Below are 12,185 nucleotides of genomic sequence, written 5' to 3' on the forward strand. Positions count from 1 at the left end.
TCACAGGAGCAGTCCTAGTTAGTTTCTTTTTAGGTTTTTCGTTGAAGTCCTCCATCTCTGCATACTTCTTAACGGTTCTGGGATCTCTCCCCATTTTTTTAGCCACACTGGAATATCCGCAGCCTTTAAAGTTAACTTCATGTCTGATATAATTAATCTCGGCCACAGCCAACATCTCCTTAATACCTCCTGCACGTTTTGTACCCAACAGGAAGTGTATGTGTATTTGGGAATGTTGACAAGTGGCCTTTTTTAATTTGTGCAGGCCCCTCGGGGCCTGCACAAATTAAATGCCATAACCTACATTTTTATGATGCCATAAACACGTTCGTGGAATACCAAAAACTACCCGACATATTGAAGAATTAACTGATATAATGCTATGCAAAGTCCTAAAATACTCGCTTTCATTTTAGATGGATGGTTTCTTTTGCTGCGAAACAAGTAAAAGAAAACTACTATAAATCCCAAGGGAATCCATAGCTGAAAGACACCTTCTTTTGTACTGCTAGAAAAAATTGGAGCAATGTATGTACTAATCAGAAAGTAAAAGAAAACCGTAAAACGTCGTGTTTCTAATTGCTTGCTCCACCTTACTAAAAAGAAAATAATAATTATTGCGATAATCGTAATGTGTAAAGGGGGTAAAACAATAGCACCGTTCCCAAATTTGAATTCCATTCTGTATTGCCCTCCTTTTTTATGGAAACATGGGGACGGTTCGAGGCCACTGAAAAACACTTCCAATTAAATGGAATATAATGAAAAAAGAAAAACCCCCAGATTTGGTATAATAGAATTGACTAGAAACTATCACCAAACTGGAGGTTTTTATTATGCTTAAAGACAAAGATATGCAATTAAGCATCTATTCTTTATTATACTTTAAAATACCTGAAAATCATTTATTAATGAGCTGCTAGCTAATACATATAGTAAATACTATGGAAGACCTGCTAAAGAGCCTGAGCTAATGGTGAAACTATTAGTTCTCCAATACCTCTATAATTTATCAGATGAACGCGTAATTGAAGACGCCTCTTTAAATCTTGCATACATGTATTTTCTAGACATTAATCCAGAAGATGCACTACCTCACCCTAGTCTTTTAACAAAATTTAGAAAGAATAAATTAGAAGAAAATGAGATCAGGATTGATGAAATCATCATTCAAATAATCAATCAGTGTGTAAAAAAAGGAATAATCAAGGGCGAAGGTGTAAGGATTGATAATACGCATACGGAAGCAAATACTTTTAAAACATCTGGCAAAAAAGACTTTCAAAACAATAAATGAAGAAATCGAAGAAGTACCAGATACAATTAATCAAGAAATTCCAGAGTATAAGGAAATTGAAAATCATAAAGAAGCTAAAGCTGTGATGAAGGATTTTATAGAAGAAACGATTAAAAGTGTGAAAGAAAATGTAGAAATAGAACAAGCACCCAAAACTAAAAAGGTATTGGAAAATGCAAAAGAAATTCTACAAGACCCAAAATTCATTGAACAAAAAGGCGTTCGTTCCATTGTAGATCAAGATGCCAGAGTGGGACACAAAAGCAAAACCGCACACTTTTTTGGTTATAAAACGGAATATATCATTACCACTGAAGACAGAATTATACTGCATTAAGGGTAAACGATGGAGCTTATGTAGATGGAACGCAGTTCCATGAGTTAATTAAATTAACGATGAAAACGGGAGTAGTCATTAAGGAAGTCTATGGGGACAAAGCTTATTTTAAAAAACCCATATTAGATAATATCAACGAAATAAAGGCAAAACCTTACATACCTATAAGTGCAATGGCTTATAGAATTGATGAGGACCAATTTAAATACAATAAAGGTTCGGATGAGTGGTTTTGCGTTCTAGGAAATAAAACAGAAAGTAAAAAATACTATAAAGATAAGCGAGGAAAAGATTACTATAAGTATTCCTTTGAAAAAGAACAATGTAGAAATTGTCCATTAAGAGAGAATTGTATTAAGGAAAAAAGAGTTGGAAAAATCCTGGAAATAAGCATTAATACACCTGAGTTCTATGGATACAGCCAGGAGCAGAAGACCGAAGAATTTAAAGAAAAATATCGGAAACGCGCTTGCCAAGAATGGAAAAATGGTGAGATGAAGAATTTCCACGGATTAGATCGTGCCAGGGGGTACGGTCTAAAAAGCATGGCTTTACAAGCCAAGTTAACTGCATTAGCAGTGAATTTAAAGAGGATAGCAAGCCTACTATCCTCTCAAAATTCTCATTCATTTCATTTATACTTGTTTTTTTTTACATATTCAAAAATAATAAGTTTTCTTCACCGAAATCAAGAACAAAAAAGTGGACTTTATCAGTGGCCTCGAACCGTCCCCGTGTTTATGTTATTGGTACCTCCAAAATAATTTGAATTTTTTTAATTGGTAGTTGACTTTAGAACTACTTTCAATTATCCTAAAAGGGAATATAATATGTAACCGGTTACATAATGGTGTGTAATTAAGTTGGTTATCGCGTTCTAACAACGTCTTCTAATTAAGGATTGTTAGGATCAATCTTTTATAGTCATTTATGTAACCGGTTACACATTATCGTAAATTTCGATAGTTAGCCTTTATACAAAACTGATGAATGGCAAGGGGGAGAGCGGTTATTCATTGATTCAATTAGAATATAAAAAAGTTTTTAGGGGGAAAAGTAATGAAAAAATCTTTTTTAGCACTATTAAGCTTGATTTTGGTTTTAGGTTTACTGGCAGCTTGTACAAACAAAGAAGAAGCAGGTCAGGAAGATAAAAAAGAAAAAGGGGGAGCGACAACAATCCGTGTGGTAATGAAGGACGATAACAGCTCTAACCCTGTTTCAGAAAAATATTACGATGCGATTGAAAAAGGGCTCCTTGAAGATGAAAATATTAAAGTGAATTTTGAATTAGTTGACCTCCCGCAAGGTAACTACGCTGAGAAGTTAAACTTACTGCTCAATAGCGGCGATATTCCTGATATGATTTATTTCCAAGGCGGGGATCAAGCCATGGCAGAACAGGGTTTATTAGAGAATTTAAGACCATATATCAAGGATTCAAAATATCTTAAGGATATCGTTCAGCCATTTAACGAAAAAAGACTTGAAAATTATCCTTATCTGCTATGGATTAAACCACTTGCTCCTAAAGTTCCTGTCATTAGAGGAGACTGGTTTAACCAAATGGAAACTTCTAAAGCTCTAATGGAAGATCCAACTGTGGACAATTACTATGCATTTTTCAAAGAATTAGTTGAAAAACAGCCAGGCGGCGATAAACCTAAATATGCCATTACAGTTGCCGGTGACATAGCAGAAATTGACTATATGTTTGATATGGCTTTTGGGATCGATAAAACTTGGCTGCAAAAAGAAGATGGCTCTTTTGAATACGCAAGAGTTTCAAAGCAGCAAAAAGAAAAACTTGAATTCTATAATAAGCTATATAAAGAAGGACTATTAGATCCTCAATACTTAACAAAGCAATGGGATACGAAAGAAAAAGCATTCTTTGATGGAGATGCTGCGATCATCCCAGGTACAGCTGGTAAGGTAATCGATATTTATGAAGGCAAAATGGTTCAAGTAAGCGGAGAAGAAGCTTCACTAGTCATGCTGCCGCCTGCGAAGGGCGAGTATCAAGGATTTGGTGCTACGGACGTTACAAAAGAGTCAAGAGGGATTGCGATCTCAGCTAATTCTGAGAACAAGGATCTTGTATTCAAAATTCTGGATTATATGGCAAGCCCTGAAGGACAAATGATCGACCGCTTTGGATTCGAAGGTGATCATTATAACGTAGTGGATGGAAAACTTCAGCTTACTGATAAATATTACAGTGAATGGTTTGCTAGATTCTGGGAGCCAGCTGATTATACGCCGGCCACTCCAGTAGATGAATCTACACCATTATTAAGTGAATCTGCGGAAAAATCACTTCAATCAGCTGAAGAGTTTTATGCAGAAGACAATAGCTTCATAATCCCGGAAGAATATGTAGCTAACTGGGATGCTATGCAAAACCTGTATATGGAATTTACAACGGACATCATTACTGGCAAGCGTCCAATCTCTGATTTCGATAAATTCGTTAAAGAGTGGAACGAAGCAGGCGGAGAACAGATTACAGAACTTGCAAATAAAAATTTAAGATAATACTAAAAAAAATAGTGGAGACTCCGTTCTCCACTGTTTTTTTAGGAAACTTTAGCATAGGGGGATCTCATTTGGATTTCGAACAATGGTATAAGCGTGTATATGGCTGTTTAATAGGATTATCAGTGGGTGACGCATTGGGAGCTCCAACCGAAGGCTTGGCTTTGGAAGAAATCCGGGAAAAATATGGCTGGATCAATAACTTTGTCAATGATGATCCAGTTGGAACAGATGATACCGAATACACCATGCTGACAGCAAAAATCATCTTAAACTATGGTAACAAATTAAACTATGAGGATATGACAAGAGAATGGACTAAATATCTTGTTTCTCAGGAAGGCGGCTTTAAAGGCGGCGGCTTTAGTGAAGTAGAGGCTATCTTTAATCTTCGAAAAGGGCTGGCTGCCCCTGCCACGGGTGTCGATAATCATCAAATGTGGAGTGACGGGGTTGCCATGAGAATTTCTCCGATTGGCATTTATTGTGCAGGAGATCCGGAAGAAGCGGCCAGATTAGCTGAGATTGAAGCAAGAGTCAGCCACGACCGGGATGGAGTATATTGCGGTCAAGCTGTAGCGGCCAGCGTTGCTTATGCCATGAGGGGAAACGATTGGCAAAAAGTAATTGAAACAGGGATGAACCACATACCCAAGGATTCCTGGACATATCGGAAAATCAGCGAGGCTGTAGAAATTGGCACAAAATATACGAATGTTCAAGATGCCTTGGAAGAGCTCTACAATAGGATCTCCATATTCTACTATCCTTGGGCCGATATGGGACCGGAAGCAATTCCGCTCGCATATGGTGTTTTTGCAGCAGCGAAGGGTGAGTATATTCCTGCTATCCTTGGCGGAGTCAATATTGGAAGAGATTCTGATACAATTGCGGCTATGAATGGTGCAATGGCAGGAGCATTACATGGTGCAGATGCTGTACCAGCTGATTGGCAGGACCGGATTAATATTATCCGCGGCCGCTGTGTTTTGGCCATGAAAGGGATAGATGTCCGTGATGTTGCCAGAGATTTAACAAACGCAATCATAGGAGGAAAAGAGTAATGTCACATGATAAAATTTACGGTTCCCTTCTTGGTATGGCAATGGGTGATTCGGCAGGCTTTGCTGCGATGTATCATAGATCGCTCGTACTTCCCCCTAAGAGGAGAAATCGTTTATGGAGCTTTAGCCAAATTACGGACCGGCATCGGATTAATAAAATTTCATTGCCCTTCACACATGCCTTGAGTGAGAAAATTTTAGATTTCTGCGGAACAGATGATACAGAATTTGCAATCATCGCTGCCCAAATGATTTTGGATTGCGGGAAAGAAATTACGGAAGAAAAATTACTTCATGGCTGGATGCAATATATAGTAGAACCTGAGCAGGAAATTTGGAGCGGAGTAAGTGAGAGAGCTTCTATTGAAAACATCAAAAAAGGAATCCTTCCACCGGCATCTGGGAATGACAATCCGCATCACTATGATGATGGCTCTGTTTCACGTGCGGTTCCAATCGGTCTTATCTATAAAAATCAGCCTGAAAAAGCTGCAAGTGCAGCACAAAAAATGGCTTCTATCACAAATGCTGAAGACGGTGTATATGCAGCCCAGGCGATGGCTGCCAGTATAGCTGTGGCTCTATCAGGTGCTTCCCCTCAAGAAATAGTGGAAGAAGGATTAAAATACGTACCGGAGAATACCTGGATTCGCAGAAAAATGGATATTGCCCTAAATGTACTCGAAGAAACCCAGGGTGACGGATTTGCAGCCATACCGCTATGGCAAAAGCGAGTAGTCAATGCGGTCTATAACTATGCTAACATTGCACCTGAAACACTCGCAGTAGCTTATGCGATTTTCCTAAGTACAGAAGGAGACCTGCAAAAAGGAATTCAGCTGGCATCTTTACTGCCGAAACAGTCCGATAGTATGCCTGCAATGGTAGGCGCTTTATCTGGAGCTTCACAGGGAGCAGGTGCAGTCCCGGAAACTTGGAAGGAAACATTAGATGAAATAAAAGGAATTTGTATTCCAAGTCTACAGGGGACGTCACTGAAAGAGGTTGCTGCCAGGTTGGCCAGCTATGAAAATGCATAACTTCTAAGGATTTTAAAGATAGATGCACGATTCATCCTAAGAAAGGGAAAAATAATCGTGCCATTTTATCTTTAACAATAGCCATTAAGATATTTGCGATAGAAACCTAAATATTGAGATAATAATAGGTTGACAGGGAATGGCGTTAAACGGTACCATAAGGATATACAATGTGTAACCGGTTACATGTCCTTTGGTTTTTATAACCTTATTTTTTTGAGAAAATATGTAACCGGTTACATATCAAGCGTTTTATCAATAAGAAAACAGACAAATAAAAAGAGGTTAATAATATGACTAGCAGTGATGTACGAATTGTTTCTCCGTGCGGAATATTAGGATATGGGTTTCCGGAAGAGTCTTTTAACAGGGCCTTTGAGTACAATCAAAAGGTTCATGGAATTGTTGTGGATGCAGGATCGACTGATGCAGGTCCGCATAAACTTGGTGCGGGTGTCGCGATTGTGAGCCGCCGGGCAACCAAAAAGGATTTGGATATCATTATTAAAAAGGGTGTTCCCCGTGACATTCCCATTGTTATAGGGTCTGCTGGCGGAGCCGGTGCCAAGCCGCATATGGAGTGGACGCTGGATATTATTAAAGAAATCCTGGATGAACGCAGCTTAAACGCTAGAATTGCCGTGATTTGGTCCGACTTTACACAGGAGGAAATCATAAAAGCAAACCATGAGGGCCGAATTAACCCTCTAACGCCAAACATTCCAGCTCTTACAGATGAAGTCATCCAAGAAACAAACAACATTGTTGCTCAGATGGGACACGAGCCCATTTTGGAGGCTCTTGAAAACGGAGCAGACATTGTTGTCTGTGGAAGAGCATATGATCCATCGCCATTTGCGGCAGTTGGAATTTACCACGGCAAAGATCCAGGGCTGGCTTATCATCTTGGGAAAATTTTAGAATGCGGGGCGCTATGTGCTGAACCAGGTACAACGAAGGATTGCATCGTTGGAACATTAAAGGAGGATTCCTTCACTGTTCAATCCTTGAATCCAATACGCAAATGTTCGCCGATTAGTGTGAGTGCTCATACTTTTTACGAAAAAGAACATCCATATATTTTACATGGACCAGGCATCATCCTTGATCTTAGTCAATGTGAGTTTATACAAGTAGGTGACGGTGTTGTCGAGGTTAAGAATAGTAAACTGCTAAAAAATGATCAATATTTCATCAAGCTTGAAGGTGCACGAAAGGTTGCCTATAGAACCTTTGTCATCGCAGGTGTCCGTGACCCGATTTTAGTAGAAAAGATCGAAGATATAGAAGAGCTTGTGGTGGAGCAGGTAAGGGATTATTACGAGGACATCCCGGAAGAGGATTATTCTATCCACTTCTATAATTATGGAAAAAATGGGGTGCTCGGTTCAAAAGAATGCGCACCATTCCAGGGACATGAGATTGGTGTTATGTTTGAAGTGGTTGCCAAGACACAGGAACTTGCAAACAGTATTTGCTCGAGTGTAAGATCGACATTTCTTCATTACGGATATGAGAATCGGAAATCTACAGCTGGAAATTTAGCCTTTCCATTTGCACCAAGTGATGTAGAGTTTGGGCCTGTGTATGAGTTTTCTCTCTATCACCTAATGGAAATCACTGAAAATCCATTTGTTATTGAGTATTTGTAAGGGGATGAAAACATGGCTGCTTTATTTGAACTAGCTAAAGTACTGCGAAGTAAAAATGCAGGACCGTTTGAGCTGACATTCGATATTTTATTTGATTCCAAGGAAGTTTATGAGCGAGTTAAGAATTCAGGGAAAATCAATGAACAAACCATTTGCGAGCTGTATAATCTCACAGCGGAACAGATTGATCATCTTGTTTTCTATGATCAGGCACTTGGAATTAAGATTACGATTTTAAGAGATATCTCCTCTGGAACAGTCGGAGACCGGGATGTATATGGGGCACAGCAGCATGCACCGTTAATGAATATACTGATTGATTAGGATGATGAACATGCAGAGAATAGCCGTTGTTGGAAGTATCAATATGGATTATTTTATTGAAAGCGAGGTACTGCCTAAATTAGGAGAAACCGTCCTGGGTGAGAATTTCTTTTTATCCATTGGCGGCAAGGGGGCCAATCAAGCTGTGGCAGCTGCCCGTCTTGGCGGTGATGTGTCCTTATTCGGATCGGTTGGTGATGATGAGAACAGCGATATGATTATCAAGAAGCTGGAAAAGGAGAACATCAATCTTGTGAATCTTCAATCTGTAAAAGGATTGCCTACAGGAGCTGCGTTTATTGAGCTTTGTCAAAGTGAAAATCGCATCATTGTGGTACCAGGTGCAAATACACATACCAACATTGACTATGTAAAAAACGCTGCATCAGAGCTTTTGAACTACGATGTAATCGTATTTCAGCTCGAGACACCTTTAGACATGATAGAGTATCTGGTTCCGCTTCTATATGAACATGGAAAAACGATTATTATTAACCCGGCGCCGGCACAAACACTCAGTCAAGATCTGATTAACAAGGTGACCTATATCACACCAAATGAACACGAGTACAAACTGGTGTTTAACACGAACGATTCAATGGAAGAACTGCTTAAAAAGTATCCGAATAAATTAATCATTACATGCGGGTCAGAGGGAGTACGTTTCTTTGATGGAAAAGAAATTAGATTAGTTCCTTCCATTAAAGTGATTCCGGTTGATACAACGGGAGCTGGAGACACCTTTTCAGGAGCTTTCGCTGTTGCTATTGCAGAAGGTAACTGCCTGGAAGCGAGCATACGTTTTGGCAACATAGCAGCTGGGATATCGGTCACTAAAAAGGGTGCCCAGACGGGAATGCCCAAGCGAAATGATGTGACTCAATTTGTAAAGGAAAAGGAGTATAAAGATGAAAAAGGGCATACTGAAGCAAATTAAATCAAGCTGGGTCCTCTACCTTATGCTTTTTCCAGCCCTCCTTTATTTTTCGATCTTCCACGTCGTTCCATTAATCGGAATGAAGCTGGCATTTCAGGATTACCGGATTATCGGTGATAATGTTTGGGTCGGATGGAAGCATTTTAAGATTCTATTTAGCTCCCCAGCCTTTTTGGATGTATTAAAAAATACCATCATTATTAGCGTGATGAAGATCGTATTCTTCTTTCCAATCCCGATTATTTTATCATTATTGATCAATGAGGTAAGAGTCGGGAAGTTTAGAAAATATGTACAGTCCATTGTGTATCTTCCTCACTTTTTATCATGGGTTATTATTGCGGGGATCTGGATCGCATTTCTGAATCCTGAAGATGGCGGAGTTAACGTGATTCGCAGCTTCTTCAACATGCCATCACTTGATTTTATGACAAGTAAGGACCATATCCGCTGGGTATTGGTGTTCCAGGAAATATGGCGCAGTGCAGGATGGGATTCCATTATTTACTTGGCAGCCATACTAAAAATAAGTCCTTCTCTCTATGAAGCGGCCAAAATTGACGGAGCATCTAAAATACAGCAAATGAGATACATTACGCTGCCGTCTTTAACTTCAACAATCATGACAGTCTTTATTTTAAATCTGGGATTTTTCATGAATGCCGGTTTTGACCAGGTCTTTAATATGATGAACAATTCTGTCATCAGCGTCATCGACATTTTAGATACGTATGTGTATCGAATCGGTCTCTTAAACGGTCAATATGCTTATGCAACGGCAGCGAGCCTTTTCAAAGGTGTGATTGGGGTTGTCTTAATCTTAAGTACGCATTTTATTTCAAAACGCTTTACCGGTAAAGGCGTTTGGTAGGAGGTGGGACGATGATAAATAAATTAAAAAAATGGAGTATTTCAACGGTTATTATTTACAGCATTTTGTTTTTAATTTCATTAACAGTGCTAGTTCCGCTTCTTCACTTACTAGCAATGTCGTTATCAGATCCTCTCAAGGTTCATAAGCTAAGCGGCCTGGGAATCATACCTGAAGGCTTTTCACTCATTAACTATAAAATTTTATTATCAAACCCGCTAATTATAAAAAGTATTTTTAATACTCTATTTATAACAATTGTGGGTACAGCCGTAAATCTATTGCTTACGGCAATGACTGCCTATGTGCTGGCAAGAACGAAGTTTCCAGGGCGAAATTTTGTAATGATTTTCTTAATTGTCATCATGGTATTTGAACCAGGATTGATTCCTGAATACTTACTGGTGAAAAATCTGGGATTGCTGGATACGTATGCGTCCCTCATCCTATATAAGACAATCAATATCTTTTACTTGTTTATCATGATGAGATTTTTTGAGGATGTTCCTGAAAGTATTTTGGAAGCAGCCCGTATGGATGGGGCTGGGCACTTCCGTATCTTCACCAAAATTATGCTGCCCTTATCAAAGCCCGCTTTGGCAACCATGGGTCTTTTTTATGGAGTGTATCACTGGAACGAATACTTCCGGGCGACGATCTACTTAACGGACACCGGCAAATGGCCGCTTCAGCTTGTTCTTCGGCAATTTGTAGTAGAACGTGATAACACATCCCTATTAGGAGCGCAAAATTTTCTATCCTATGATCAAATAGCAACCCTTGATTTTGCTTCGCTGCAAGCAGGAACGATTATCATCTCGGTTGTACCTTTACTGCTGATTTATCCGTTGATTCTAAAGTACTATGCGAAGGGTGCATTTGAGGGTGGAGTCAAAGACTGATCTTTAGCACACTATGTGGAATAGATGAATAAATACACAAAAGCGAAATGTGTAGAAAAAAGGGAGTTCTTCATATGGTTACTTTTAAAGAGCGAGTTAGAGGTGTTGTTATATCCACGGCACTAGGGGATGCAATGGGAGCACCTGTTGAAAAATTAAGTTATGAAGAGATTAAAAAAATGTATAAGAGAGTGGAGACACTCCGTACCAAATGGTACAAGGAAGATTATCCTGCTGATATGAATTTAGGCAGGAAAAGGGGCAACGGCACAGTTACTGACGATACCCTTATGACTGTTGCTCTCATCAACGTCTATAACAAAGAAAAAAGACATATAGATGCATATGACATGGGGAACGAATTTGTGAAGGAAATAGCTTTCAGAAAAACGTATATCCCTGAGTTTGGCAGAGAAGCACTCATTATTGACCGTCTATTCTACCCGGAAAAATATATTTTCATGCGTCATGTATTAGCCAATTGTGAGCCGCGTGAAGGGGGAATTGGCAATATGATCAACTGCGGGGCTGCGATGTATATTGCACCTGTTGGAATTGTCAATGCCGGAAATCCGAAGGCTGCCTATGATGAAGCAATTTTGTTTGCGATGGGACATCAAAGCAGCTACGGACTGGAAGCGGCAGGGGTGCTGGCAGCTTGTGTGGCAAAGGCGTTTGAAGAAAATGTGACAGTTGATGAAATTGTTGAAACAGCCCTCCATTTTGCTAAGGATGGAACAAAGAATGCGATTCGTGATTTAACCGAAGCTGCTAAGAAATTACGTTCTGAAAAGGCGGATATGGATACAGTCATTGCTTCATTCCAAAGTGTGATCGAAAAGTATTCGCCAATGAAAGACGATGTTCACCGTAAAATTGAGAAGGTTGGTGTTCCTTCCAATCACTATACGCCAAACAGGCTTTTCTCCATTGAAGAGCTGCCGATGGCACTGGCGTTTATGGTGTTAAACGATGGAGATTATTACGGATCCATATTAGATGGCATTAACTCTGGCCGTGATACAGATTCCATCGGGGTAATGGCCGGTGTTATTTTAGGTGCCATGTACGGAGTTAGTGTTATTCGTTCTGAGGATGTTGAGCTTTTACAGGAAACAAACAAAATGAATTTAATCCAGGCAGCTGACCAATTTTCAGAAACTGCTAAGCTGATTATTGAGCAAGACCTGCAGCTAAATGGAAAAAGAAAAAGCATTCTATAA

General features: G+C 39.4%; 10 protein-coding genes and 2 pseudogenes. 10 read left to right on the forward strand and 2 right to left on the reverse strand.

Annotated elements, in window-relative coordinates:
* Together IQ19_RS28390 and IQ19_RS03960 are read right to left on the reverse strand one after the other, a co-directional pair.
* A pseudogene (locus tag IQ19_RS28390) lies at positions 1-175 on the reverse strand (IS21 family transposase); the annotation flags it as partial.
* A gap of 170 nt (positions 176-345) precedes the next feature.
* Positions 346-681: a hypothetical protein gene (locus tag IQ19_RS03960; RefSeq protein ID WP_144540118.1), complete on the reverse strand. Its 336-nt coding sequence runs from the start codon at positions 679-681 to the stop codon at positions 346-348.
* Positions 682-836: 155 nt separating this feature from the next.
* On the opposite strand from IQ19_RS03960, the pseudogene IQ19_RS03965 reads away from it, so the two are divergent.
* The 10 genes and pseudogenes from IQ19_RS03965 to IQ19_RS04010 form a co-directional block, all read left to right on the forward strand.
* Positions 837-2,305 (forward strand): annotated as a pseudogene (locus IQ19_RS03965) (IS1182 family transposase); the annotation flags it as partial.
* 388 nt (positions 2,306-2,693) lie between these two features.
* Positions 2,694-4,172: an extracellular solute-binding protein gene (locus IQ19_RS03970; RefSeq protein WP_144540120.1), complete on the forward strand. Its 1,479-nt coding sequence runs from the start codon at positions 2,694-2,696 to the stop codon at positions 4,170-4,172.
* A gap of 71 nt (positions 4,173-4,243) precedes the next feature.
* Positions 4,244-5,236, forward strand: a complete 993-nt coding sequence (locus IQ19_RS03975) for an ADP-ribosylglycohydrolase family protein (RefSeq protein WP_144540122.1) — start codon at positions 4,244-4,246, stop codon at positions 5,234-5,236.
* A complete protein-coding gene (locus IQ19_RS03980; protein ID WP_144540124.1) occupies positions 5,236-6,276 on the forward strand; it encodes an ADP-ribosylglycohydrolase family protein in 1,041 nt (346 codons plus the stop codon). The genes IQ19_RS03975 and IQ19_RS03980 overlap by 1 nt, the downstream gene beginning before the upstream one ends.
* Positions 6,277-6,569: 293 nt before the next feature.
* Entirely contained in the window at positions 6,570-7,928 is a 1,359-nt protein-coding gene (locus IQ19_RS03985) for an acyclic terpene utilization AtuA family protein (protein WP_144540126.1), read from the forward strand.
* A 12-nt stretch (positions 7,929-7,940) separates the two neighbouring features.
* On the forward strand, positions 7,941-8,252 hold the full coding sequence (locus IQ19_RS03990; RefSeq protein ID WP_144540128.1) for a DUF4387 domain-containing protein: 312 nt from the start codon (positions 7,941-7,943) through the stop codon (positions 8,250-8,252).
* A gap of 10 nt (positions 8,253-8,262) precedes the next feature.
* Positions 8,263-9,189 carry a ribokinase gene (gene rbsK / locus IQ19_RS03995; RefSeq protein ID WP_144540130.1) on the forward strand — a complete coding sequence of 309 codons (927 nt, stop codon included), beginning with the start codon at positions 8,263-8,265 and terminating at the stop codon, positions 9,187-9,189.
* On the forward strand, positions 9,161-10,060 hold the full coding sequence (locus tag IQ19_RS04000) for an ABC transporter permease (RefSeq protein WP_144540132.1): 900 nt from the start codon (positions 9,161-9,163) through the stop codon (positions 10,058-10,060). The genes rbsK and IQ19_RS04000 overlap by 29 nt, the downstream gene beginning before the upstream one ends.
* A gap of 11 nt (positions 10,061-10,071) precedes the next feature.
* Positions 10,072-10,962, forward strand: coding sequence for a carbohydrate ABC transporter permease (locus IQ19_RS04005; RefSeq protein ID WP_144540134.1), 891 nt, complete (start codon positions 10,072-10,074; stop codon positions 10,960-10,962).
* A gap of 74 nt (positions 10,963-11,036) precedes the next feature.
* Complete coding sequence (locus IQ19_RS04010) at positions 11,037-12,185, forward strand: ADP-ribosylglycohydrolase family protein (protein ID WP_144540136.1); 1,149 nt, start codon at positions 11,037-11,039, stop codon at positions 12,183-12,185.

Origin of the sequence: Cytobacillus oceanisediminis, assembly GCF_007830235.1 — a bacterium.
GTDB lineage: Bacteria > Bacillota > Bacilli > Bacillales > Cytobacillaceae > Cytobacillus > Cytobacillus oceanisediminis.

Excerpts from the sequence above, each read along its gene's own strand:
- IQ19_RS04000 (WP_144540132.1), top strand. The coding sequence starts at position 9,161 with ATGAAAAAGGGCATACTGAAGCAAATTAAATCAAGCTGGGTCCTCTAC.
- IQ19_RS04005 (WP_144540134.1), top strand. The coding sequence starts at position 10,072 with ATGATAAATAAATTAAAAAAATGGAGTATTTCAACGGTTATTATTTAC.
- IQ19_RS03990 (WP_144540128.1), top strand. The coding sequence starts at position 7,941 with ATGGCTGCTTTATTTGAACTAGCTAAAGTACTGCGAAGTAAAAATGCA.
- IQ19_RS03970 (WP_144540120.1), top strand. The coding sequence starts at position 2,694 with ATGAAAAAATCTTTTTTAGCACTATTAAGCTTGATTTTGGTTTTAGGT.
- IQ19_RS04010 (WP_144540136.1), top strand. The coding sequence starts at position 11,037 with ATGGTTACTTTTAAAGAGCGAGTTAGAGGTGTTGTTATATCCACGGCA.
- IQ19_RS03985 (WP_144540126.1), top strand. The coding sequence starts at position 6,570 with ATGACTAGCAGTGATGTACGAATTGTTTCTCCGTGCGGAATATTAGGA.
- IQ19_RS03960 (WP_144540118.1), bottom strand. The coding sequence starts at position 681 with ATGGAATTCAAATTTGGGAACGGTGCTATTGTTTTACCCCCTTTACAC.
- IQ19_RS03980 (WP_144540124.1), top strand. The coding sequence starts at position 5,236 with ATGTCACATGATAAAATTTACGGTTCCCTTCTTGGTATGGCAATGGGT.
- rbsK (WP_144540130.1), top strand. The coding sequence starts at position 8,263 with ATGCAGAGAATAGCCGTTGTTGGAAGTATCAATATGGATTATTTTATT.